The sequence below is a fragment of the Pseudoalteromonas sp. SD03 genome (assembly GCF_040937955.1).
GTDB classification, from domain to species: domain Bacteria; phylum Pseudomonadota; class Gammaproteobacteria; order Enterobacterales; family Alteromonadaceae; genus Pseudoalteromonas; species Pseudoalteromonas tetraodonis.
The window spans coordinates 138,178-163,894 of record NZ_CP162515.1 but is presented as its reverse complement, the minus strand read 5'-3'; the positions used below and the strand labels follow the sequence as shown (position 1 = coordinate 163,894).

The 25,717-nt window shown below is 38.9% G+C and carries 21 protein-coding genes; 11 read left to right on the top strand and 10 right to left on the bottom strand.

The window, feature by feature from the left end:
- Nucleotides 1-162 precede the first annotated feature (162 nt).
- Both ABZP26_RS17175 and ABZP26_RS17170 read right to left on the bottom strand, forming a co-directional pair.
- Nucleotides 163-3,369, bottom strand: coding sequence for a TonB-dependent receptor (locus tag ABZP26_RS17175; protein WP_368485795.1), 3,207 nt, complete (start codon nt 3,367-3,369; stop codon nt 163-165).
- A gap of 43 nt (nt 3,370-3,412) precedes the next feature.
- Nucleotides 3,413-4,267 carry a S1/P1 nuclease gene (locus ABZP26_RS17170; protein WP_024600936.1) on the bottom strand — a complete coding sequence of 285 codons (855 nt, stop codon included), beginning with the start codon at nt 4,265-4,267 and terminating at the stop codon, nt 3,413-3,415.
- A 235-nt stretch (nt 4,268-4,502) separates the two neighbouring features.
- Here ABZP26_RS17170 and ABZP26_RS17165 point away from each other — a divergent pair, with 235 nt between their 5' ends.
- Entirely contained in the window at nt 4,503-5,372 is an 870-nt protein-coding gene (locus ABZP26_RS17165) for a hypothetical protein (protein ID WP_368485794.1), read from the top strand.
- The gene (locus ABZP26_RS17160; protein ID WP_058155920.1) at nt 5,372-6,319 is read left to right on the top strand and encodes a hypothetical protein; all 948 of its coding nucleotides are present in this window, start codon (nt 5,372-5,374) and stop codon (nt 6,317-6,319) included. Before ABZP26_RS17165 ends, ABZP26_RS17160 begins: the two co-directional genes overlap by 1 nt.
- A 169-nt stretch (nt 6,320-6,488) precedes the next feature.
- Here the strand turns inward: ABZP26_RS17160 and ushA are convergent, their stop codons facing one another.
- The gene (ushA, locus tag ABZP26_RS17155) at nt 6,489-8,108 is read right to left on the bottom strand and encodes a bifunctional UDP-sugar hydrolase/5'-nucleotidase UshA (protein WP_368485793.1); all 1,620 of its coding nucleotides are present in this window, start codon (nt 8,106-8,108) and stop codon (nt 6,489-6,491) included.
- A 75-nt stretch (nt 8,109-8,183) separates the two neighbouring features.
- Nucleotides 8,184-8,378 carry a hypothetical protein gene (locus tag ABZP26_RS17150; protein ID WP_013463154.1) on the bottom strand — a complete coding sequence of 65 codons (195 nt, stop codon included), beginning with the start codon at nt 8,376-8,378 and terminating at the stop codon, nt 8,184-8,186.
- Between the two features lie 295 nt (nt 8,379-8,673).
- Here ABZP26_RS17150 and ABZP26_RS17145 point away from each other — a divergent pair, with 295 nt between their 5' ends.
- Entirely contained in the window at nt 8,674-9,417 is a 744-nt protein-coding gene (locus tag ABZP26_RS17145) for a peptidylprolyl isomerase (RefSeq protein ID WP_128583026.1), read from the top strand.
- A 310-nt stretch (nt 9,418-9,727) separates the two neighbouring features.
- Here ABZP26_RS17145 and ABZP26_RS17140 read toward each other — a convergent pair whose 3' ends face one another.
- The gene (locus tag ABZP26_RS17140) at nt 9,728-10,147 is read right to left on the bottom strand and encodes an MAPEG family protein (protein WP_028834120.1); all 420 of its coding nucleotides are present in this window, start codon (nt 10,145-10,147) and stop codon (nt 9,728-9,730) included.
- Nucleotides 10,148-10,301: 154 nt separating this feature from the next.
- On the opposite strand from ABZP26_RS17140, the gene ABZP26_RS17135 reads away from it, so the two are divergent.
- Nucleotides 10,302-13,193 (top strand): insulinase family protein, encoded by a 2,892-nt coding sequence (locus ABZP26_RS17135; RefSeq protein ID WP_368485792.1) that lies wholly within the window; start codon nt 10,302-10,304, stop codon nt 13,191-13,193.
- Between the two features lie 102 nt (nt 13,194-13,295).
- Here ABZP26_RS17135 and ABZP26_RS17130 read toward each other — a convergent pair whose 3' ends face one another.
- Nucleotides 13,296-14,678 carry a Na+/H+ antiporter NhaC family protein gene (locus ABZP26_RS17130; RefSeq protein WP_368485791.1) on the bottom strand — a complete coding sequence of 461 codons (1,383 nt, stop codon included), beginning with the start codon at nt 14,676-14,678 and terminating at the stop codon, nt 13,296-13,298.
- A 302-nt stretch (nt 14,679-14,980) separates the two neighbouring features.
- Here ABZP26_RS17130 and ABZP26_RS17125 point away from each other — a divergent pair, with 302 nt between their 5' ends.
- Nucleotides 14,981-15,496, top strand: coding sequence for a GNAT family N-acetyltransferase (locus ABZP26_RS17125; RefSeq protein WP_368485790.1), 516 nt, complete (start codon nt 14,981-14,983; stop codon nt 15,494-15,496).
- Here the strand turns inward: ABZP26_RS17125 and ABZP26_RS17120 are convergent.
- The 3 genes from ABZP26_RS17120 to ABZP26_RS17110 are packed head-to-tail and all read right to left on the bottom strand — an operon-like array spanning nt 15,477 to nt 18,917.
- Complete coding sequence (locus ABZP26_RS17120) at nt 15,477-16,100, bottom strand: PqiC family protein (RefSeq protein ID WP_350314595.1); 624 nt, start codon at nt 16,098-16,100, stop codon at nt 15,477-15,479. The genes ABZP26_RS17125 and ABZP26_RS17120 overlap by 20 nt on opposite strands.
- Nucleotides 16,100-17,755 carry an intermembrane transport protein PqiB gene (gene pqiB, locus ABZP26_RS17115; protein ID WP_368485789.1) on the bottom strand — a complete coding sequence of 552 codons (1,656 nt, stop codon included), beginning with the start codon at nt 17,753-17,755 and terminating at the stop codon, nt 16,100-16,102. The genes ABZP26_RS17120 and pqiB overlap by 1 nt, the downstream gene beginning before the upstream one ends.
- Nucleotides 17,748-18,917, bottom strand: a complete 1,170-nt coding sequence (locus ABZP26_RS17110) for a PqiA/YebS family transporter subunit (protein ID WP_368485887.1) — start codon at nt 18,915-18,917, stop codon at nt 17,748-17,750. Before ABZP26_RS17110 ends, pqiB begins: the two co-directional genes overlap by 8 nt.
- A 193-nt stretch (nt 18,918-19,110) precedes the next feature.
- On the opposite strand from ABZP26_RS17110, the gene ABZP26_RS17105 reads away from it, so the two are divergent.
- Nucleotides 19,111-19,881, top strand: a complete 771-nt coding sequence (locus tag ABZP26_RS17105) for a substrate-binding periplasmic protein (RefSeq protein WP_368485788.1) — start codon at nt 19,111-19,113, stop codon at nt 19,879-19,881.
- Here the strand turns inward: ABZP26_RS17105 and ABZP26_RS17100 are convergent, their stop codons facing one another.
- The gene (locus tag ABZP26_RS17100; protein ID WP_368485787.1) at nt 19,882-20,691 is read right to left on the bottom strand and encodes a thioesterase family protein; all 810 of its coding nucleotides are present in this window, start codon (nt 20,689-20,691) and stop codon (nt 19,882-19,884) included. It lies immediately after the preceding gene.
- A gap of 239 nt (nt 20,692-20,930) precedes the next feature.
- On the opposite strand from ABZP26_RS17100, the gene dnaK reads away from it, so the two are divergent.
- The 5 genes from dnaK to ABZP26_RS17075 all read left to right on the top strand — a co-directional run bounded on the left by dnaK (nt 20,931) and on the right by ABZP26_RS17075 (nt 25,704).
- Nucleotides 20,931-22,847: a molecular chaperone DnaK gene (gene dnaK, locus ABZP26_RS17095; protein WP_013463167.1), complete on the top strand. Its 1,917-nt coding sequence runs from the start codon at nt 20,931-20,933 to the stop codon at nt 22,845-22,847.
- Between the two features lie 215 nt (nt 22,848-23,062).
- A complete protein-coding gene (gene dnaJ, locus ABZP26_RS17090; RefSeq protein ID WP_013463168.1) occupies nt 23,063-24,202 on the top strand; it encodes a molecular chaperone DnaJ in 1,140 nt (379 codons plus the stop codon).
- A gap of 104 nt (nt 24,203-24,306) precedes the next feature.
- Nucleotides 24,307-24,768, top strand: a complete 462-nt coding sequence (gene ybaK / locus ABZP26_RS17085) for a Cys-tRNA(Pro) deacylase (protein ID WP_013463169.1) — start codon at nt 24,307-24,309, stop codon at nt 24,766-24,768.
- Between the two features lie 182 nt (nt 24,769-24,950).
- A complete protein-coding gene (locus tag ABZP26_RS17080) occupies nt 24,951-25,319 on the top strand; it encodes a response regulator (protein ID WP_008112370.1) in 369 nt (122 codons plus the stop codon).
- Between the two features lie 136 nt (nt 25,320-25,455).
- Complete coding sequence (locus tag ABZP26_RS17075) at nt 25,456-25,704, top strand: hypothetical protein (RefSeq protein WP_368485786.1); 249 nt, start codon at nt 25,456-25,458, stop codon at nt 25,702-25,704.
- Nucleotides 25,705-25,717: the final 13 nt, after the last annotated feature.

Genomic DNA, 25,717 nt, shown 5'->3' with positions numbered 1-25,717 from the left:
TATGAAATTTAGCATTTTATCTATGTTTCAATATTTTACCGTGCAAATAGTAAGTAGTTTTTATGACAAACAGATGAAAAGTGATTTTTTCCATAAAAAAAGCCATTACATGCATGTAATGGCTTTTTTAATTTTACGAGTTTTTGATGTACAGGCTATGTATTAAAACTTATAGCTAACACCAATTTTAGCTTGCCAAGCAGACGAGCTAGTTTGATATTGGCTATAGTTACGAACATCAGCGCCATTAAATCTGCTATCAATTATATAACGACCTTGATCGTCTAAGCCGCCAAAGTCGTAAACTGCTTGGTCAGAGAAACCTAAGCGCTTTTCTACGCCCCAATCACTGTTTAATAAGTTAGCAAAGTTATCAATCATAAAGTAAACCTCACCGCTATGACCTTTTGCAAAACCAGGGATCTCTTGTTTAACGCTAATATCCATAGTGGTAACCCATGGTTGCGTGCCTGAGTTACGATCTAAGATTTGACCTCGCTCAGAAATACCCGCTCTATTAAGTAGTGTTTCAAGTTCACTCCATGATAGCCCTGATTCATCCCAATTTACATTGGTATCATCTGCACCAGTTGGAATATACGCTAAATAAGCTGAGCTTGAATAAAAGTCACGCGTATCACCTAAATCACTATCTTGATACATACCCATAGTATAGCTAAATGGACGACCAGATCGACGTTCAAAATACACATTAAATCTTGTGGCATAGCCACTGAAGAACTCAGTGTTATACGCTAAATTAACTTTAAAGCTATGCTCTACTTCATATGCACCACGGGCAGCAAAGTCTTCATTTCGGCTCTTAGTGATATTGTACTGATAGTTGCTTTGTGCACGTGATGAAGAACCTGAAGACGCTTCTGTTACATCTTGATGTGCATAGCTTGCTGAAATATAAAGGCCATTTTCCCACTCTTTAGCTAGTGCTGTTGTAATAATAACAGAACGACCATCATCAGTTGAGTTAGTCATTGCTATATCAAAGTTATCAGCTAAATCACCGCTGTAAATACTTTCATAGATGATACGCTCGCCGTCGGCCGCTACACCTACAGGTTTAATGGCGGTGTTATGCCACACAGCTTCGTTTTCTTTTTTGTGATAAGCAATTTCTGCTTGCCATTTAAAGCCTTCACCTAGTAATTCAGAATCAAAGTCGTACTCAAATCCAAGTTGTGCACGAATACTTGACGGTAGTTCAAAGTTAGGATCAACATAGTTAGTGCTACCTGCACCTTGAACTAAAGAGCCTTTTATGGCATCTGGTACTTGAGTGATATCAGCTTGATTATTAGTATAATAATCGTTAATAGCACTTTGAGGTGCATCTACAAAAGTAATGCCATCGTTTTGGAATGAGTTATTGTACCAAACGTTAGGGATACCACCTTGGAAACGACCTACACCACCGTTAACTGTTAATGCTTCTGTAGCGTAATACTTAAAGCCAATACGCGGTAGAATAATATCTAACCCATCGAGGTTTTCTTGATTGCTAAAGCCATAGGTGTTTAAAAAGTTTTCGTTGAGTGTTGGTTTATCATCAGAAGATAAACGCTCATAACGAACACCTGCCGTTACTTCTAAATCATCACCAACATAAAAAGTATCTTCAATGTAAAGTGCTAATTGATTACGGGTTGCGTCGTAAGCAGTGTCATTAGGGTTATTTGTAAAGGCATTGCTGTAGCTAAAATCGTATTTTCCTTTGTAGTTACCTACTTCACGATTTTCGAAACCATTAAAGTTATCAAATTCCCATGAACCGAGAGAGTTAGCTGCAAAAAGGTTGTATAAGTTTAACGACTCATATTGCATACCAAAGTTAATTTCATGCTCGTCCATTAAATAAGTGGCATCAAGAGAAAGTGTTAAATTTTCTGTTGCTGAGCTATTTGCATGGCGAAACTCATCTGTACCAAAGTTATAAGAAGGCCCGCGGAAGTATTCTTCAACTTTAACGCTACCAATATCAGAATTTGTTAAACTTCTCGATGATACATCTTTGTATGCAATACCGATTTCAGTTGAAAAGTCTTCATTCCAATCTGAATATAGCTTGGTAGCAAAGTTATTAAACTTGGTTGCGTAGGTATAACGACTTGATGCAAACTGAACTGATGTGCCACCAGTACCAAAGTTTGTTTCATCTTTGTCATCTTGCCACTGATAGGTAAAATCTAAGCGATGATCATCAGCAATGTTCCAGCTTAATTTTACAAGTAATGTTTCGTTGGTGTCTTTAGGGTCGCCTCCAAGAGAGTCTGTTAAGCCGTATTCGTTATTTAGAATATTAAGGAAACGGTTATAGCTTTCTTCACTCACATCGTATTCGTTGGTTGCGCCTGAACCTTCGAAACCATAGTCTAAATCTAGTTCGCTTGACCATTTATTGTAGTTAACAAAGTAAAATAAGGTATCGTCTATAAGTGGGCCGCCAACATTAAAACCGTAGCGTTTTTCAGTTTGGTTAGGTTCTACTTGTTCAACAATGTATGTGCGGTGACCATCGTCATCTAAAACAGGGCGGTTATCAGCAAACACTTGAGATATGCTGTCTACATCGCCAGCAATATCAGGTGTTGATGTTTCGTAAAAACCAGAAAACTTAAGTTCGTTAGTACCTGACTTAGTTACCGCGTTAATAGTACCACCACCAAAGTTACCTTTAGAGGCAGAGAATGGAGAAACGTCAACAGATATTTGCTCAATTGCATCAAGGGCTACTGGAGGCTGTGAAGTAGGGTAGCCGCCGTAACTTAAACCAAAGTCATCATTTTGGCCAATACCATCTACGGTTAAACCATTCGTACGTGGGTTGCTGCCAGCAAAAGTTAGCTCACCACTGCCATTAATACTCGCAAGCGGATTTAAACGTGCGATATCTTTAATGTCACGATTAAAGCTAGGCATATTATTGATAGTATCTTCGCCAAACGTACTACTAGAGCCACCTGACTGTTGTACAATTTTATAACCAGAGACTTCAATCTTTTCAATGTTTAGCGGCGCTAATTGCGATGTTAATCGGTAAGTTTCGCCAAGGTTTAAAAAGATGTTTTCAACGGTAGTATCGTTAAACGTATCAGAGTCGATGATCACAGTGTAAGGTCCACCAACACGTAAACCATTCGCAATGAAAGTACCACTTTCATTGGTCGTTAGTTCACTAATTGTGCCGGTTGGTTGATGAACGACCTTAATTTTAACGTTTGCAGCGCTCGCACCTGAAGGTGTGGTTATTTTACCACGCATTGCAGATGAAGTGTCAGCAGCCATAGCGCTTGTTGAAACTCCTAGAGCTAGAATTACAGCCCCAGTTAATTTCGAAAGGCGAAGCTTAGTCATAATGTTGATTTCCCATGTAGATGATTTAAGTTAGAAACTAAATTTATTTTTGTGTTTGCTGTGTTAAGGCCATTTTTGATTGCGTGTTAGCAGGATCAAATAATGTATTTAACAATCCAGCCAAGCGAATTCCCGCTTGTTGCAAGCGTGTTTTCACAATAGGGGTGTTGTTGTAGATATAGTCGTAGCTAATCTGTTCTTCTGTTGATTCATATATTTTTAGGGCTAAGTTGTGCGACTCTTCAAGCCAGCTTGTTGGTGTACTTTGTAAATATTCACTAATTAGCTCGCTGTTGTTGGTATTTATAAACTGAGCGTATTCAGTAAAAGATAAGTTTTCGTTTTCTACTAACTTGGTATCCCATAAGCTATGAAGATTGGTTTGTTGGTTAAAAAAAGAAACCTTAACGCGATTGCCGCCTCTATCTTCTGCTCTTCCTGCATGAAATGGTTGATGGCTGTCACCCACTAAATGCACCAAAAAACGCAAGCTAAACTGTTTGGCCGCAAGGCTTGATTTATCATCTTTCAACACGCGGATAGAGTAGTGAATGCCTTCTAATATGTTTGTTACTGATTCTTTGTGTTTAGTGTGGTCGTGGTCAAAACTAAAGGTCGCGTTGTCATCAGCATTAATGTAATGCCAACGAGATGATTTTTTTTGCCAAAAGTCACCTGGTGCAGATCGCATTTCGTCAGGCCATGTTGAAATCTGAGCTAAAGATTCGCCGTTGAGATAGGGGATAAGTGCAGTCTTAGTAGTTTCGCTTATGTGCGACTCTGCAATTTTACCCACTACACGATGCCCGTTTTGGCCCCAAGCATTACAATCTGTGCTTGCAAATATTGCACTAATTAAAAGTGTTAAAGAAAGCGAATATTTTACATTTTTGTACATTGAAGCATCCTAGTAGTGTGACATTTATTTTGTAAACGCTGATAAGGTCAATTGTCCTCATTTTTTTAGTTGATAGAAAGGACTCAATAATATTCATATTTTCTTGTTTAAAGTTGTTTTTATTCAATGGCTTGGGTTTGACAGGTAAAATTACCTATTGTAATAAGTAATTAAAATTGTTCAAATGAGCTATTACTCTAATTTAAACGGGTGTTTTTTGAATATTAAGAAGTTAATGTTGCATAAAACAGCAATTGTTACATTTATGTTTCTGGGCGTGTTGCTAAGTTGGTTTTCAGGTCAAGTTATTGTGGGCGAGGAAGATATAACGTTTCCAGTAATAATAGAGACATCAACGACATGTCAAACAACGGCAACGGCTAATAAGAGTCAACTTATAGTATTTACCCCCTCAAAATACGTTGCTCAATTACTTACTCAAAATCTCTGTGGCGACAAAGTAGTGGCAAAACAGTATGGCTCTGTCATTGGCTATTGGGGATATAGAACCGTTGATAGCTTAGAGTTTGTAGGTAAAGGTATTGCAGATTTAATTTTAGCGAAAAATAATATTATGGATGCGTTTAAGGCTGAATCTACTTACAACTATCAGCCTGTGGTTGGCTTTTCTGATTACACTGCATTTTTTATCTCTTCAAAAGAAAAACCTAAGATCAGCAAACAATATTTTTTAGATAAAAAAATCGGTCTGTTAGATTATCCAACGAGTCGCTCAGGACACATTTTACCCAAACAAGCCTTTAAAGAGCTAGGCCTAAACATTGCTCAGCTAAAAATAACCTATGCGAGTTCACACAATGAGTTGAGAGAATTATTGGCGAACGGGGAAGTAGACCTTATTGCCTCTTTTTGGAGAGAAAGTGACAGTCAGCGTTTTTCAAAAAATTATATTACGCCTATTAGTAGTAATGTGGCAGGCACCCGTTGGTACTTAAAAATGCAGCATAACAATACTGATTTACTCTGTGCTGTACAGTCTCACTTATTGAGTATGTCTAAAGAACAATCGTTTCAATATTATCAAGATGTTGAGCCATATTGGCAGTGCAACAGTTACGCCGTTACCTTTATAGGGGAATCGTAATGAATAGGTTAATATGGATAATATGCACAATTTTTTTATTCTTGGTTTTCTCGTCTGTTTTTTATATTTCGACAATGCAAAAACAACAGCAAGTAAATAAATTACAAATAATACAAATAGAAAAACGAATCGCTTTAGACTTACCTTTGTTAGATTTATCTAATGAGCTGCTTAAACACTCAGGTAATAAAGCAGCTTTACTTAATTATATTCAAACCTTAAACACCTTTATTGATAGTACCGGTATTGAGGTTGTAGCTATAACGCCACAGCATGAATTTGATGCTTCTTTAAAAACTTACACAGAGTTTATTCGAGAGTTAAATAGTAATAATGGTGTGGTGTTCATCGTTTTCTCTTTGAGACAGCCGTATTTTACGGGTGATGTGGTAGCTATTTATGGGATGCTTTTTATTCTTAGCATATTACTAACATACCTAATAAAATTAGCCTATATTAAAAAAAGTGATGAAAAACAGGTTGTTCACGCAGAATCAAATACTACAGAGTCAAAACCATTAACCCTGATTATTGATTTAAAAAGTAAAACATTATCGAGTAGCGTTTCTTTGGAGCACCAAGTAGCTTTGGCAAACAAACCGTTATGTTTTTATTTAGCGCTTGTGGAATATTGCACTAACAATCCAGAGATCAAGCTTAATCATAACAAGAATGTACCCGAGGAATTGATAGAGCTTGCCAATAAATATTTCTATCGTTTAGTTGAGCTTGGTCATACAGTAAGAAAACGTCCAAACTTTAATAACAGTCTAGAGAAAACATTGAGTGAAATTCGTGCGTCACTGGATGATGTGTTAAATGATTGCCCTGAACAAAAGGGATTATACTACCCACCGAAAGCATTTGGAGAGGGCTCACGCTCACGAATGCACAGTTATGGGTTAGCAAATGTGGGTCAAGGAAATATAGAAATAATAGGAAAGTAATCGTGCTTTGCTACTTAATCTTAACTCTGGTTAAGAGAGCTACTAACTTAAATAGAGTGTGAGAGGTTTGTGGGTTGAAGTGCGCTTAAATTGGCTTGGTGATAACATAAACCTGAATTATGAGTGTCATTATATATCAATGACACTCATCACTGTTCAATACAGATTACTATTTAGGTGCAAACTCATGTGCATCAACAGGGCTGTGCTCTGCAAAAAATCGTTTTAATGCCTGAGAGTCCGTTTCATCGGTGCTTACGAATCCTTTCATGTGAGTAATTTTAGGGTAACTATCGCCACCAGAAGCATTATATTCATTAATACTCATGCGGTATGTTTTGTTTATATCAAGCGGCTTGCCGGCGATGAACACGTTAGTTACTTGATCCTCTTTAAGCTCAAAGGCTAAGTTGTGGTATTGCATGTAGGCTCCAGAGTCTGGTGGGAAACGCGTCACGACATTTAAATAGGTTAAAATATCATTGCCTTTGAAATCGATATAAGCGACACGGTTTTTAAAAGGCTGTACTTTGAGTATGTCTTTATAACTCACGTCACCCGCATTGATGCTATCGCGAACACCGCCACCACTGATAATGCCAAAATCGGCACCTACGGTATTCATTTGCGCTTGAATAATAACGCGAGCAAGGTTAGTTTGCTCAAAGCGTACTTTGTTACGATCACCCTCGAGTCTGTCATTCACAAAGCCAATTTTACCCTCAATTTGTTTTGCCCCTTTTTGTTGGTACGCCGCTAAAAAGGTTTGTAGCGCTGGATCTGGTTTAATGTAATTTGCAGCAAGTACGGATTTTACGCTACCGTCTTTTTGCTTTTTATCTACGTATAAATTAACGGGCAATAATTGATAACTTAGCAGTGATAATTGACCGTTTTCTAATTTAAACTCCGCTTTACCCACATACTTACCCCATTCATGGGCTTGCATTATCCAGGTTCCATTTTGCTGATCAGGTTTACAGGCTAAACCTGGCTTAAAATTCTCATCTGTGACATTTTCTGCAGCCATACACACTGGCTCTTGGGAATGGCCACCAATAATCATATCAAGGGCATTTTTATCTAAAGAGCGAGCAAGTGTGACATCACCTGGAGCATTTATCCCATAATTGGCATCTACATAATGCCCCATGTGCGTTACCGCAATGGTAATGTCAGGATTGTATTTTGCTTTTAATGTTTGGGTAAGTGAGGCGGTTATCTCAACCGGATCTTTAAAATCTAAGTGACCAATGTATTGCGGGTTACCAATTTTAGCGGTGTCTGTCGTTGTTAACCCAATTACAGCAATGGTTAAGCCGCCTTTGTTGAATATTTTATAACGCTCAAAAATAGTTTCGTTAGTTTGTTTATCAAAGATATTAGCCGATAAAAGAGGGAAATTAGCCCATTGCTGTTGCTGTCTTAATACACTTAATGGATTATCAAACTCGTGGTTACCTAGTGCCATTGCGTCATAGCCAATTTTCGACATGCCTTTGAAATCGGGCTCAGCAAATTGTAGATCTGATTCAGGAATACCGGTATTAATATCGCCACCTGATAATAATAAAACCTGATGCCCTTGTGCTTTTGCATCGGCTCTTAGCTGGTCGATTAGGGTTTTACGCGCAGCCATACCATATTCGCCTTTTTCATTATGCCAAAAACGACCATGATTATCATTGGTATGAAGAACAGTTAAATAGTGTACTGCAGGTTTATTGACAGAGTCACTGGCACAGCCATATAAACCAAGAAATAAAATGAGAAAAACAAGAGTACGCATAAAATACCTATCGATTAACAAAACTCAGTATAGTAGGCGGCTAGTTTAAACTAGTTCGAGGTTAAAAAAACGCACTTATTCATATTTTTCAGCCAATGAGACTTCACGTTGCTGCTCTACAACCCGTTTTCTGCGTGCGAGCTCATCATGTGCGTATTGAGATTTTTGATGATTTACATCAATCATCCATTTCAAAAAGCTGACGGGAAGCTGGGTGTATGGTTCACCTTGGTGTAGCCCAAAGTCACAAATAGTCGTGTTGTTTGCCATTATATTTACTCCTATCACTGTGTAGGCTGATAATAACAAAAAAAGAGTGATTGATAAGGGGCTTTTTAAGTACCTTGCTAGGCTTAAAGTTAATTAAAAAAGAGTCACCGTGATGTACACCAAGGCACTCAGACAATTAACTCTCCATCACGTGTTTAAAATTAAAATGTAAACAGTTGTAACTGCAGTGTAATTACTTTGATATGAATTGTAGCGTTAAGTGCTTATGTATCGATTTATAAAATGAATAACACTACTCTATGACGCCTAATGACAATAAAAAATAGGAATAATAATGAAGAAGCTTATCTTAGCGTCAATTTTAACTGCAGCGAGCTTTTCAAGCGCAGCAACCATAGTCGAAATGCAAACGAGCCAAGGAACGATAGAAATTAACTTGTTTGATCAACAAACACCTAAAACAGTAGAAAACTTCCTAAGTTATGTTAATGATGCAGCGTATAAACAAACAGTAATACACCGCTCTGTTGATAAGTTTGTCATTCAAGGAGGAGGTTTTACTTTTTCTGACAAAATGGATCCCATTACAACCAAGCCAGCGGTTATTAACGAACCTGTTTACTCAAATGTAAAAGGCACAATTGCCATGGCAAAGCAGGGCGGCAACGAAAACAGCGCCACTAGCCAATGGTTTTTTAATATGAGTGATAACAGCCAAAACTTAGATTTACAAAATGGTGGGTTTACCGTTTTCGGACAAATAACAGCACAAAGCCAAGAAACTTTAGATAAAATAGCGGCCTTAGTTCATTGTGCAGAGGTACCATTGGTTGGTATTACTAAAGAGCAATGTTCAGATGAAAATGTGGTTATTAGTAATCAAAACTTAGTATCAATACAAACGGTGGTTGTGCTTGATGACGATCCTAATTCAGCACAAAATTTAACACCTAAAGAGAATACATTAATTGATAACGTAGAAGTGACACCACCACAAAGTTCAGACTCTAGTGGCAGTATGGCATGGTTATTAGGCGCACTATTGCTTGTAGCACCTAGGTTAAAACGCACTAAATAAGCCATAAAAATAACGGCGACTTATCATAGCCGCCGTTTTTTTAGTTAGGGTCTGTTGATCTTTGCGGATTACAATTTGTTCAAACTAGGGGCGGTTTAATCGCGGCGCGAGGTTTGTAACCTAGTGGGCTAAGTAAAAACCGAGCAACAAAGAGTAAACCGCCCCTAGGCAGAACCCGAAGGGCACCGCCTGTTTGGCATTGATGCTGCGTTATCGCCTATTTATGGGGAATAACCACACCACATAGGCTCTGCCTTGCCTAAATACCAAACAGACTGCTGCAAATTTAACCTTGAAAGGTCATCAGACCCTAGTTGTAAAGTACGCTCACCAGTAACATTACCCACATTACAAACACAGCTAAGCAGCCTAGCAAAAATACTCTAAAACGGGCTCTTAAATGATTACTACCAAGGTGAATGAGGCTATGAATAATGCGTGTCGCTACAAATATACACGCCAAGACTGCAATAGGGACACTCGCCATATTAAGCTGTAAAGCAAGCAAACATCCCGCATAAAAAAGCACAGGTATTTCAAATTGATTGCTAAAATTACGATCAGCGACTCTGACATGATCGCCCGCATTATCAAGTCGCATAGCAGCAAAGTCACTTAACTGTATGTGTTTGTTTTTAGCCGCCGCAAAACGTCGTTTTCCCATTATTACCATCACAACTAATGAAAGTGTTACCTGAACGAACATGGCTATTATTATTATCTTTTCCATAACTTACCTTATTATTTATATTAACTATTCACAATGTGTTACACAATTAAGTACTAATTAGTAGCATAGTATTAATTGATAATGGTAGTTTATAAGTGATTTAGTCTTTTTTATAACACTAAGCCCATATTTAACAGCAATGGATATAACTAAAATGAAACACATCATCGGCTTAAGTGCAATTGCACTGGCAATATTAAGCGGTTGTTCGAATACCGCCACTATTTCTCAATCATCTCAATCATCACAAACATCACTTTTATCACCAACGCTTGTTGTAAGCCCTAACGATAATCGTGAATACAAAACACTAACACTTGCCAATGATATTGAAGTGATTTTAGTTTCTGATCCAAGCGCAGAAAAATCGGCTGCTTCATTGAGTGTCGGCGTCGGCCTGCTGCACGACCCAATGAGCCAGCAAGGTATGGCGCATTATTTAGAACATATGTTGTTTTTAGGCACTGAGCGCTACCCTGACACTAAAGGGTACTCCGATTTTATGACTAAAAACGGCGGAGCGCATAATGCCTATACGTGGCTCGATATTACAAACTACATGTTTAAAATTAATAACGATGCGTTTGATGAAGGCTTAGACCGCTTTTCAGACTTTTTTAAAGCCCCTAAGCTTTACCCAGAATACACAGAAAAAGAAAAAAACGCAGTGAATGCTGAGTGGTCAATGCGTCGTGAAATGGACTTTTTTGGCCAATTTAAACTTGCACGTAAAATGATGGGTGAACACCCAGCTAATCGATTCTTAATTGGTAACCTTGAAACGTTAGGCGATAAAGCTGATAGTTCATTACACAAAGAAACTGTTGATTTTTATAATAAATATTATTCATCAAATATTATGAAAGTGGCGTTAATTTCTAATTTACCGCTTGAAGAAATGCAGAAAAAAGCAGAAAAATACTTCGCTGATATTAAAAATAAAAATATTGAAAAGCCAAAAGTATCAGCCAAGCTAGATTTTGATAATGCCGGTGGTAAACGTGTTTTTTACTCGCCAAACGAAGACGTTAAACAATTACAGCTCGACTTTACAATCACTAATAATCAAACTGAATTTGCAGTAAAACCTAATCGTTTTGTTGCCTATTTACTTAGCAATGAAATGCCAGGTAGCCCAGCACAAATATTACGTGATAAAGGCTGGGTATCGCAGTTATCAGCATCTGCTTCACCAAATCAATATGGTAACTATGGCTCTTTAAATGTGAACATAGAGCTGACTGATGAGGGCATGAAAAACCGCGAAGCCATTGTTGCGACTATTATGCAATATATTGATTTAATTAAACGTGAAGGTGTTAATAGTAAGTACTTTAATGAAATTCGTACCTCTTTGAATAACCAGTTTAAATTTTTAGAAAAAGGCGATGAGTTTAACTACGTCAGTGCGCTGACTCAAAGCATGCAAGATTATCCGTTAAATCATGCGATAAACGCACCATACTACTACGCTAAGTTTGATGCTGATGCGGTTAATAATGTACTAAAACAACTTAACGCAGACACCTTACGTGTTTGGTATATTTCTCAACAAGAAGACACTGATTCACAATTACATTTTTATGATGGTAAATACCGAATTAGTGATATTAGCGACGCAGAAATTGCCAGCTGGGAAAAACCAAGTGAATTTAATTTAGCCTTACCAAGTGTTAACAACTTACTGCCAGAGAGTTTTGCAATTAAAACGCAGGCTTTTAAAGAGCAAAAACACCCAGAACTTAGCTATGATAAAAACGGTGTAAAAATTTGGCGCCAAGCAAGCCAGCAGTTTGCAGAGCAACCCAAAGGTTTAGTTGAGGTGTATATCAACACACAAACAGGGTTGCGTGATATTAACTCAACCGTCCTTTATTCTGTGTGGGCAGATTTATATAACACTCAATTAAGTCAGCTACGAACCGAAGCGGCTATTGCCGGTATGAATGTTAATTTAAGCTCAAGCAATGGTTTAGTTTTATCATTAAGTGGTTTTACCGATAAACAAGATACCTTACTTAAACAAGCGTTAGCTGGATTTGACGATAAAATTTCAGCGCAAGCATTTAACCAAGCGATTGACCGTTATCAACGTGATTTACTCAATCAGCAAAAACAGTTCCCGTATGCACAAGCGTTTAGTGAATATTCAAAACTGACTCGAACCGGTAGTTTTGATACTGACGCGCTTATTAAGGCAGCTCAATCACTGACACTCGCTGATTTACAAGCCTTAAAACAAAGCACCTTAGCGAATAATAACTTACGCGTATTTAGCTATGGTAACTATAACCAAAAAGATATTGATGCCATTGCTGCTGAATTAACGGCTATTTTACCAAATAATCATACAAAATCTGAGTTTGCCCGCAGTAAAGCTTGGTTACCACAACTAGGTGAAGCGCGCGTATTACACAAAGATATTGATGTAGCCGATGTAGCCGTTGTCGATATGACCATTCACCCAACGCCAGGCTACAAACAAAAAGCGCAGGCGGCGGTTTTACAAGGACACTTTAGAACAATCGCGTTTGACAAAATGCGTACCGAAGAACAACTAGCTTATGCGGTAGGGGCATTAGCGCGTCCTATTGAGGATTACTCTGGTATTGGATTGTTTATTCAAACGCCGGTTAAAGGGCCAAAAGAAATTCAAGTACGCTTTGATAAGTTCAAAAAAGAGTATGCTTCTGAGCTTAATGCCATGAGTGAAGAGACATTTGCACAGCTTAAAAATGCAACGTTGGTCTCGTTAAAAGAACAGCCAAAGAATTTAAGTGACGAAATGAGTCCATTGATTAACGATTGGTACCGTGAAAACTTTGATTTTGATTCAAAACAAAAGCTAATTGCAGAAGTAGAAAAGGTCACCCTTGCTGATATTAAAGACTACTACCAGCAAACCATGTTAAATCCACAAGCAGCCCGCTTAAATGTGCAATTACGTGGCAGTAAGTTTAGTGATAGCGAGTTCGCTGATTTGCCAAACCAAACTAAAGTGACGAGTTTAGATGCTTACTACAGCGATATAAAATTGCAAAAGTAAGTTGAAATTACTCAAAAACTAAACAAAACCCAGCCATTGTTGACTGGGTTTTGTTTTAACGGCGTTAATTATGGTTTTAGTAAAATGGCTACCATTGCCATGTTAGGCCATAAGTAAAAAGCCAATTATGGCAAAGCCTGCAGCAATTAAGGTATAAGGTAATTGCGTTACAGCATGACTGATCAAATTACAGCCAGAGCCTTGTGCTGCTAGTACGGTTGAATCAGAGTAAAAACAGGCTTGGCTACCAAATGAAGACGCTGAAAGTAATGCGCCAATCACCAATGGAATATTTGCATCAACCGCCGTCGCAAGGGGCATGACAATAGGAATTGAAACCGCAAAAATCCCCCAACTTGAACCCGTCGCAAACGCTAATATCGACATCGCAATAAATACCACCGCAGGTAAATAGCCAGCGGTCATATACGGGCTTAAGCTGCCAATCACAAATTGTGGCAAGCCAATTAAATCGCATACATCTTTAAAAATAAAGGCGGCAATCACGGTTCCAATTGCGGGGATCATACTTTTAAAACCATCCAGCATACGCTCAATCATTTCGCTAAAGCTCATTAATTTTTGTAACGCATAAAATGGCAAAGTGACAGCCATTGTCGCTAATAGACCTTTGTACACATCTATTTCAAAATATACGGTAAATGCGACTAATAAAATAATCGGCAACAGAAAGTTATATAACTTACCTTTAGGATCCGCATCTTCAAAGTGTTCCTCCGCTGCTTTTACTGCATATTCATCGGCGGTTTGTACTTGAGTATAAATCGCAGGCTCTAAAGTAGGAACGTGAGTTAGCGCCTGTTGCTCGGCTTTTTTCATGGGGCCAAAAGTAGGGATCACGCCGGCAATAACCAGCACCACAGTCAACACCGCAAACCAGGCATAAAACATGTACGGAATGGCTTGAATATAAACGGCAATGCCTTTGCCTTCTTCTGCAATGCCGTTATCCACTAACAGGCCACCAAAAAATACAGCCCACGTTGACAAAGGGACGAGTACACAAATAGGCGCTGCCGTTGAATCAACAACGTAAGCGAGCATTTCACGACTCACTTTAAATTTGTCGGTGATCCGCTTCATGGTTTCACCCACGGTAAGCGCGTTTAAATAATCGTCAATAAATATCACGACACCCAAACAAAAGGTCATAAATAAGGAGGATCGTTTACCTCGGGTGTACTTTAAAGCCAAACTACCAAACGCAGAAGCCCCTCCAGTGCGCACTAATAAGGCAATAAGCGCACCAAAGCCGCCACACACAAGTATTAACCAACCAATGGTTTCATCAGTCATTACTTTGAGTGATGTGCTGGCAAAATTTGAGAGAACTTTGCTAGGGTCAGCTAAAACAAGGCCAACTAATGCACCAATCAGTAACGATAAAATAGGGCGGCGTAAAACAACAGCCAATACAACCACTACCGCAGGCGGCAGTAGAGTTAACGCAGAAGGTTCAAGCATTTATAAGATCACAAAATTAAAAGCAGATTTAAAAAGTAAACTGCTTATACAAAAACAAAGAAGATGATAAGTTTGTTGTTAAATCATTTTCCAAGTCACTGCTTTTGCACGCGTGGAGGGCACTTAAAAAATTATGTTAAATTAATAGTTTTAGTGAAACGCGTTGGCTTTGGCGCCAGACGGCGCAAGGAATGCATGCCGCTATTGTTGTGCCTTTAAAAACATCGGCGCAAAAATAATCTTCTTTTTTATTTCAGTCAATAAAAAAATATCGGGTCGTTAAAAATTTATTAGGAGTTATTTTGAATATTGCTTTTACAACAGAGCGCTTACACATTCGCTTCGCACAAATAGCAGATGCGGCAGAGTTATTTAAGTTGGTTAATCAGGCTAATTTCACCAAATACATTGGTGATAAAGGTATTTATACCTTAGACGACGCTAAAAAATACATCAAAGACAGTTTTATATCTGCCCATAAGCAGCATGGCTTTGGGCCTTATATAATCGCATTACATGATGAAACACTAGTTGGTATTGTTGGGTTTTATCAGCGAGCTGTTCTGCAATATCCCGATTTAGGGTTTGCGCTAAAAGACGGTTTTGAAAAAAAGGGCTATATTTTTGAGGCGGCAAATACCTTGCTAAACCATAGACAAAACTTGGGGATTAAACAGGTTACGGCGATCGCCCGCTGTGATAACCGCGCATCAAAAAATGTATTACAAAAGCTCGGTTTTAAAACCCAAGGTCAAGTGATCATAGAAAGCACTAACATTGCGGTAGATGTATATTTACTTAATACGGAGAAAAATTAAATTCGCGCTTTTCAATTTCTTTTGCCGCAAGGATGTTGATTTGTTGCCACATTTTTTCAAGAGTAGCCACCAATGAATCATAGCCATCATCATTGATTGGCATAACAGATGAAAAATTATGGATGCTTAGTAAACGCCTACCCGATTCTGGGTGAGTGTAGTATAAACGCCATAGCCCTGAAATATCTGCATTACCTTGCAGATCACCGTTAAAGTGGTGTAGTTCGTATTCTAATTCGTAAAATGTTTGTTGCTGTTGGTCAGTAATAACGGGTAAGCCTTTAATAACCATCCAGTTTGTCATGGTATTAAATAATGTTTGCTGCGCGCTGGCACTGAGCATAACATCTGGCGACTCACCCCATAGATGATAATTAGCAGCATGGATTTGATTACTATCTACTTTCATAGCAATACCCCGATTATTCAATGCGCCTCTTAGGGTAACTGTTTGCACGCGCAGTTGTGCCTGTGTATCTTGCACATTTCGCGAAGAGTCATTAATGGGCTGCTCAAATTGGTAATACTGAATTGTTGTTTGAATAGCAGAGCTGCAACCACTGATAAAGATCACACCCGTTAAAAGTAAAAATAGTGCCTTCATTATTGCTTCCTCGGTTGTGGATCGTTAGGTAGTGATTTGTCAAAAATGAGCATATTAGGTTGCTCGTTTAAGCCACGGGTAAGAGGCTGAAACTCTTCTGTTAAACGTTTAATTTGTAGCAGTGTTTGCTCAAGTTGATAGTGCATTTGAGAGCCTGCTTGATAGCTTGCCATGGTTTTATCAAACTGGCGCATGGTTATTTCAAATTGTTCCATACTTTTGGTTATTTTTTCGAGATTACGATTAAAGTCGCCAGGTAAATTTTGTGTATCGGGCTTATTTAATAATGTGCGCATCTCACTGGCCAGAGCTTGATACTCGCTAAAGGTTGATTGCATTTTTGCCAAACTGTCTTCAATTTTTAAATTATTCACTTTATTAAGTACATCCGATACTTGATCGGCAAGTACCGTTATACCGCTCGATACACTAGGAAACACATCGTATTGAGCAAGCTTTTTAAGCTCGCTTTTTGGGGTGTCGGTATAAAAGTCAAAATCGACGTAAACTGCACCGGTTAGCAAATTACCCGGTTTAAGTGACGCTCTCATGCCGTTTTCAATCCACTCGTTAACGCTTGTTTCCCAATACTCTTTTGCTACCGAGGTGATATGGTATAAACGACCATATTCTACTTTTATCAATACCGGAACTGCGGTATTTTTAGCGCGAAAATGAGCCGGTTTCCCATCTATAATTACATTGGCGGGCGCTTCAACCACTGTGCCGACGCGAGTACCTCTATACTCAACTGGCGCACCAACATGGAGTCCTCTAATCGATTGTTCGAATTCAATAAGGTAATAATCAAAATCATAAAAACGCTCTTCTAAAGCTTGCTTATAACTTTGACTCAAAGAAAAGCTATGACCATCTTGTGCTAAATCGCCAGGGGCTTGCTGATCAGGTAAGCCAACAGAAATACCGCCTTTTAATAATTTGCTTAGTGAACCGGTATTAATATTTATGCCATCAGCAGAAAGATCTATCTCAATACCTGAGTTAACCCAAAAAATAGAGTTTAAAGTGATCAGGTTCTCATAAGGGGCTTTAATAAAAATACCGTATTGCATTGCTTGGTTTTTCCAATCAAAGGTGGCGGTTTCTATTTGGCCTATTTTGTAGTTTTTAAAAAATATACCAGTACTCACATCAAGTACCTCAGCATTGTAACTGAGTAACTTAAAGCGTCCACCTTGAACATGTTTACCAATTAATGCGGGCTCTTCTTGCAGGGTAAAGCGCTTTTTAAGTCGGTTACTTTCTCCCGGTGAAAGCTCTAAATAAACCCCTGAAAGTAGGGTACTCATACCACTGATCCCAGTTTCATCAATGCGTGGCTTTACTACCCAAATACTGGCATCTTCGGTGAGTAAATTATCATAGTTTTTATCTATTTGTGCTCGGGCAATTACACTGTCTTGGCTGTCAGAAAGGCGGACGTGATCAATTTGACCTATTTTAACACTTCGCACTTTTATTTCTGTTTTACCAGCAATAATCCCCTCTGCTTGGGGCATAGTGATGTAGATTGTTTGCCCTTTATTTAATTGATACTGATAAAGCATCCAAACACCAACAAATAAGGCAACCACAGGAATAATCCAAATTGCAGAAATACTTGATTTTTGTGCTACGTTAGCTGTTTTAGTCATGCTTTATTCTCTGCGTTATTATTTTTGGTGAGTCCCACAGTAGGCGAGGGTCAAATGCGTGTGCCGCCATTATTTGGCATAATACCATAACGGTAAAAAAGACGATGCCCAAACCTGGTGTAACCGACATTAAGTTTCCTAGCTGCACCAGTGCAACTAATATAGCCACAACAAACACATCAATCATAGACCATTTACCTATAAATTCAGTAAGTTGATACACTTTTGTGTAACCTTTTGTATGCAGGTTGGCGGGTTTTGTAACCATAAAGCACAAAAAGCTCAAAATAAGCGCTTTGGCTAACGGTACCACTACACTGGCAAAAAATATAATAATTGCAATAGGATACGAGCCGCTACTCCATAACGCAATAACACCCGAAATAAGGGTTGCAGGTGTTTCATCCCCTAGGCTGATGGTGTACATAATGGGCAGTAAATTCGCAGGAATATAACAAATCAGAGAAGTAACTAACCATGCAGCCGCTTTTTGTACGCTGTTGGGGTTTCTTAAATACGTTTTACTATGGCAACGAGGACAAATTGATTCAACGCTCAGTTGATGGCAAACATGGCAGGCTTTTATATTCTCATCAATAGCCCGCTCAGCGTTTGAAGTATTTTGAAGTGTAGTGGCAGGGCTTACTTGTGACCATAGCCTAGCACGATTTAAACGCGTTAATGCACTAACATAAAAAATAACAAATCCCACATAAGCAAAAAAACTGATACCAAAGCTAACCTCAGCCAATGACATTATTTTTACCATGCTAACTAAAACACCAATCAGAAATATTTCTGACATGATCCAAGGCTCTAGCGTTAATGTGAATTTTAATAGTTTTCTTGCAACTGCTTGCGGCAGTGCTTTGAGTGCGCCTAAATGCAAAGGGATCAAAATAATCAGTAAACTCATAGGCAGAATAATAATGCTGATATCAATAAATAGGCCGAGTAAGTCACTATCATAGTTAAATAAAATCCGTGCTGCGTCGGGCAGAGTAATAGTTTGGGTAATGCCATTACTACTAAAAGAGATAAACGGATAAAACATACTGCTGAGCAACATTAATAATGCGCTTAAACTCAGTGCGACTATTTCAGTGTCATGGTTTATATTAATACCGCGGACTTTATGGCTACAGCGTGGGCACAATGCCACTTGTTTGGCATTAATCTCGGGAATATCAATGATAAGATCACAGCTTGGGCAGGCAGTTTGCAAAATGTTAGCTTATAATTAATTCAATAATTTAAATATTGCTATAAATAATAGTTAAATACAAACGCTGCGGCTAAATTACTAAAGAAAAGTAACCCCAATAACTGAAAATAAAAACGGATTAGGTGAAAGAGTGAAAGTTGTATTTTTATTGGCCTTAGTGTGTTTATGTGGCGATAGTTTTGCATTTGTTAATGATATTAAGCAGCAACGAGTCATAATTGCGGCTAACCCTACTGTTGCGCCTTATGTAATAAGTGAAAATGATTCAGGTATTCAGCTCGAGATTGTAAAGGCAGCACTTAACAATCAAGACATAAATGAGGTTGATGTACATTACATGTCAAATCAGCGTGCAGATGCTTTATTGAATCAAGGCCATGTTGATATTGCATTAAATTACTCGGGTATTTTAATTGCTGGCATATATCGAAGCCAATCGGTTGTTAGTTATGAGAATGTGGTGGTGAGTCTTAAAAAGAGTAACTTCACTATTAATAGTATTTACGATCTGGCGACTAAAAGTGTTTTAGCATTTCAAAATGCGCCTGCTTATTTACCCAAAGAATTTGGTCATAACTTGGAAAACTTGAGAGGCTATGAAGAGGTATTCAATCAACAAGCGCAGATACACCATTTAATGGCAGGGTGGGTTGATACGATTATTCTCGATAGGCGTATATTTCTTCACTACTTAAAGGAATATCAAAAAACCAATGCCACTAAAGATTTTGTTATTCATGCTATTTTTCCACCTGCGGCAAGGCCTGCGTATTTTAACAATGATTTGCTGAGACAGCAGTTTGACAAAGGCTTAGCAAATATAATTCAAAGCGGTGAATATCGCACCATAATGCTTAACTTAGATAAGCAATATACCCAGCGCGACTTCACTCGTTTTTAATTAATCAAATAAGGCAACCGTTTGGCGGGTGAGTGCAATAAGCTCACCCGATTGCGACCAAATACAGCCATCTTCTAAGCCGTAGCCATCTTTTGAATGATGAGTGATTGCTTCAAAACCCAACCATTCACCTGGTGCTAAATTAGGCGCTTGTACAAATTCTAAATACCACGACATGCTACTAGCCGGTGCAGGTTGCTTAAACATTTGTAGTAATGTTGGCGGCCATGCGTCAGTAAGAGCAATAACATGAGCTTCTGTAATTTCTTCAGGCGTGTGTTTAAATCGCATCCAACCACCAAGGTGAGAGGTTTGCGCACTACTAAACGGCATGGCGCCTTGTTGCGGGCATAAATCAACATGCTGAAAAAATTCTGGCATTTTCCCAGGTACAAAGCCTAAACAATGGCCTTCGTTTACAGGGTGTAAGGTTAACGACTTTGATACCGGCACATTAATTGATGAGTTACGATTTTTGGCGAAACAGGCCTGCACAATGACACACACCGCATCATCTTGAATCGCTTTGGCGAGCACTTGGGTACTGCTTTTACCTTCACGTAATATTTCTACCGAAAATGAAAACGGTTTTTCAGCCAATAATGGCCCTACAAAGTTTGTACTTAAAGAAAGCAGTCTTCTTGATGAATCAACTTTATTGCGCATTGCTTGATAAAGTAGCGCAGCAGAGAGGCCACCAAAAGCAGTACGACCTTGGCACCAGTTAGCAGGAAACTGCATGGTATCGGTTAACGGGTCAGTTTCCTGACTCGCTTGGGCTGCTTGTTTTAATAATTGTTCAAAGTGCACAAATAATGTCCTTTTGCTGTTATTTGCTAAATTTATATCACACCCAAACTCATCAGACCAGATAATAAATAAGCTCCCAAATTACAAAAAATGAGCAATCCCTACTCTTTTTAGGGTTATTTAGTAAATAAATTAAAAAAAATGCGTTTTTTTTCATTTTTACAGTTGAATTAAGTTTATGGCATCCCTATTAACTAGTCATCGAATGTATTAACGAATTTAGAAGTTGGAGAAGATTCATGGGTAGAATTATTGGAATCGATTTAGGTACTACTAACTCTTGTGTTGCAGTACTTGATGGTGACAAAGCACGTGTTATTGAAAATGCGGAAGGCGATCGCACAACCCCGTCTATTATTGCTTATACGCAAGACGGTGAAACGTTAGTAGGTCAACCTGCAAAACGTCAAGCGGTAACTAACCCAACAAACACGTTATTTGCAATCAAACGTTTAATTGGTCGTCGCTTTGAAGACGAAGAAGTACAACGTGATATCGGCATCATGCCTTTCAAAATTATCAAAGCAGATAATGGCGATGCATGGGTAGAAGCAGGCGGTGAAAAACGCGCTGCACCACAAATTTCTGCTGAAGTACTGAAAAAAATGAAGAAAACGGCTGAAGACTTCTTAGGTGAAGAAGTAACTGAAGCGGTAATCACAGTACCGGCATACTTTAACGATTCACAACGTCAAGCTACAAAAGATGCGGGCCGTATTGCGGGTCTTGAAGTAAAACGTATTATCAATGAGCCAACAGCTGCAGCCCTTGCATACGGTATGGATAAAAACCGTGGCGAAAACGTAGTAGCGGTATACGACTTAGGTGGTGGTACTTTCGATTTATCAATCATTGAAATTGATGAAGTTGAAGGCGAGCACACATTTGAAGTACTTGCGACAAATGGTGACACTCACTTAGGTGGTGAAGATTTTGATAACCGTGTAATCAACTACTTAGTTGCTGAATTCAAGAAAGATCAAGGTATCGATTTACAAAATGATCCGCTTGCAATGCAACGTGTTAAAGAAGCAGCAGAGAAAGCAAAAATTGAGCTTTCATCAGCACAATCTACAGAAGTTAACCTTCCGTACGTAACCGCTGATGCATCAGGTCCTAAGCACATGAACGTGAAATTAACACGTGCTAAGCTTGAGTCACTGGTTGAAGACTTAGTGACTAAGTCGATTGAACCGCTTAAACGCGCATTAGCTGATGCTGACCTGTCTGTGAACGATATCAACGATATCATTCTAGTGGGTGGTCAAACGCGTATGCCACTTGTTCAAAGAACAGTTGCTGAATTCTTTGGTAAAGAGCCACGTAAAGACGTTAACCCTGATGAAGCGGTAGCTGTGGGTGCTGCGATTCAAGGTGGTGTACTTGCAGGTGACGTGAAAGACGTACTATTACTAGACGTATCACCATTATCTCTAGGTATTGAGACGATGGGGTCAGTAATGACAGCACTGATTGAGAAAAACACCACGATTCCTACTAAGAAATCGCAAACATTCTCAACAGCAGAAGATAATCAATCTGCAGTAACTATTCATGTGTTACAAGGTGAGCGTAAACGTTCAAGTGATAACAAATCGCTAGGTCAATTTAACCTAGAAGGCATTCGCCCAGCACAACGTGGTACGCCACAAATCGAAGTAACATTCGATGTTGATGCCGATGGTATCTTACATGTATCTGCAAAAGATAAAGATACAGGTAAAGAGCAAAAAATCACTATTCAAGCATCTTCTGGCTTAAGCGATGAAGAAGTTGAAAAAATGGTTCGTGATGCAGAAGCGCACGCTGAAGACGATAAAAAGTTTGAAGAGTTAGTAGCTGCACGTAACCAAGCTGATGCACTTGTTCACGGTACACGTAAGCAAATTGAAGAAGCGGGTGATGCTCTGCCAAGCGAAGACAAAGACGCGATTGAAGCGGCTGTTGTGGACCTAGAAGCAGCAATTAAGAGTGACGACAAAGCAGAGATTGAAGCGAAAACGCAAGCGCTTGCTGAAAAGTCTCAAAAGCTAATGGAAATCGCTCAAGCTAAAGCACAACAAGCTGGTGGTGACGCTGGTGAACAACAACAGTCAGCTAAACAAGATGACGATGTTGTTGATGCAGAGTTCGAAGAAGTTAAAGACGACAAGTAATTGTTGCTAACGCTTCTCGCTAATTTAAAACACATGACCAAATCAAGTGTTTGAGTTAGGATGAACACATGAGGCGCGTAGGCTAAAGCTTAACGCGCCTTTTGCATGTAAAGAGAAGTGAATAAAACGCTTTAAAAATTCAATGATAAATCGATATGATTTATCGGTTTGTCCAGCAGCTAACGCTGTAAATAGAAAAGAGTAGTGTGATAGATATGTCAAAACGCGATTATTACGAAGTCCTCGGCGTAAGCAAAGATGCGAGTGAGCGAGACATAAAAAAAGCGTATAAACGCTTAGCGATGAAATATCACCCCGATCGTACCGCCGGTGATAAAGACCTTGAAACTAAATTCAAGGAAGTTAAAGAAGCTTACGAAATACTGACTGATGCGCAAAAGCGTCAAATGTATGACCAATACGGCCATGCAGCCTTCGAACAAGGTGGTGGCGGTGGTCACGGTGGCTTTGGCGGCGGCCAAGGTGATTTTGGTGATATTTTTGGTGACGTATTTGGTGATATTTTTGGTGGCGGCGGTGGTCGACGTCAATCACGCCAGCAACGTGGCTCAGATTTACGTTACAACATGGACTTAAGCTTAGAAGAAGCGGTTCGTGGTAAAGACGTTGAGATTAAAGTACCTACTTGGGTTAGTTGTGAACCATGTGATGGCAGTGGTGCTAAAGCGGGCTCTAAACCAAAAACATGTACAACCTGTCATGGTGCTGGCCAAGTACAAATGCGCCAAGGTTTTTTTGCTGTGCAGCAAACCTGTCCAACATGTCATGGACAAGGTCAGATCATTTCAGATCCTTGTAATAAATGTCATGGGCAAGGCCGTGTAGAAAAAACTAAAACGCTATCGGTTAAAATCCCGGCAGGCGTAGATACTGGCGATCGTATTCGCTTATCAGGTGAAGGCGAAGCAGGCATGCATGGTGCACCAGCAGGTGACTTGTATGTGCAAGTATCTGTTCGTGAACACAAAATATTTGTTCGTGAAGCTAATAATTTATATTGTGAAGTACCAATAAGCTTTACCACCGCAGGCCTTGGCGGTGAAATTGAAGTGCCAACGCTTGATGGGCGTGCAAAACTTAAAATACCGTCAGAAACACAAACGGGCAAAATGTTCCGTATGCGTGGCAAAGGTGTTAAGTCAGTACGCAGTGGTGCTCAAGGCGATTTAATTTGTAAGGTTGTGATTGAAACGCCTGTTAATTTAAACGAGCGTCAACGTGACTTACTTAAAGAATTAGATGAAAGTATGGGCAAAGACAGCTCAAAAAACCGTCCTAAAGAGCAAGGCTTTTTTGATGGGGTTAAAAAGTTTTTTGATGACTTAACTAAGTAATTAGTCGGATCAATAGACCCTAGTAAAAACGGCGCTTTTTTAGCGCCGTTTTTTTATGTTTAATGTGCTAAATTATTAGGGAAATTTATTTTGGACTTTATCAGATGACCCCCGCTATAGAGCAGCTAAAAAAAAGCGATATTAAGTTTGACATACTTAGTTACGAGCACGATATAAACAATACTAATTACGGCCTCGAAGCGGTTGAAAAGCTAAATCTAAATAGCGCCCAAGTATTTAAAACCCTAGTGCTTGAAACCTCAGAGCAACAGCTTATTGTAGCGGTGACTCCCGTCACTCAGCAGGTTAATTTAAAACAGCTTGCGAAGCTTTGTACAGTAAAAAAAGTGATGATGGCAGACCCACAAAAAGTGCAGGCGAGTACCGGTTATATTTTGGGAGGAGTAAGCCCCCTTGGCCAAAAAAAACGGCTAAAAACATACATACACTCCAGTGCGTTAGATTTTGAAATGATATATGTTAGTGCCGGAAAACGAGGGTTAGAAGTAACACTAAGTGCAAAAAGCTTAGCACATATAACTCAAGCTTCGTTTGCAGTTTTTTAAACTTTTGTTTAGCTAAAATAAGGGGATATAAGTATCCATCTGATTACTTGCGGCAATAGGTATTGTTAACTAATGTTGTTACTACACATAACACGTTTTTGTTAATACCTTTTAGATTGGCGTGTCGCCTTTACTTTGTTTTAATGAAAATTTGCTCGCAGCTATTTTGGTAAAACATACGCATGAAAATACTTGTTGTTGATGATATGCCGTTAATGCGTCATGTATTAATTAATATGTTAAGGCAGTTAGATTATAAAGATATTGTTGAAGCCACAGATGGGCTTCAAGCATTAAACATACTGCAAAATCAAATGTTTGATTTGGTTATAACAGATCTTCATATGCCTAAAATGGATGGCATTACTTTACTTGATAATATTAGAAAAGATGCCGAGCTGAAAAACCTTCCTGTACTTATGGTTACCTGTGAAGATAGTTCTTCGACTGTCAAAAAAGCGATTAATGCTAAAGTGTCAGGGTTTATCGTAAAGCCTTTTAATATGAATGTGTTATCAGCTCAATTAACCCGTTTATCGATAAAAGCCTAAAGCGAATCGTTTATAAAGTAGAGTTATCTACCGACTGTTTAAAAAATATATTAGCGCAACAGCCATTCATTATTTTCTACCACTGATGTGATAGCATTATGCTATTAACTAATCGTAAAGTAATTATTGAGGAAGTATGGCTAAGCCCAATAAAAAAGGGCCTACAAAAACGGTCGATATATTTTGTTCTGCGTGTAAGGCACCGTTATTCAAATACCGTAAAGGTGGCAAAGGTGCTTTAGTAAAATGTTTTATAGAAAGAATAACCCAAGATCACACCCATACTGAATGCGTATGCCCAGGCTGTGAACGACCTTTTGCCCGCCCCACAATTATAAGAGGGACCCCTGCCTATAAAATGATTGGTGGTAAAGTCACGTTTTAAATAAACGTTTTGT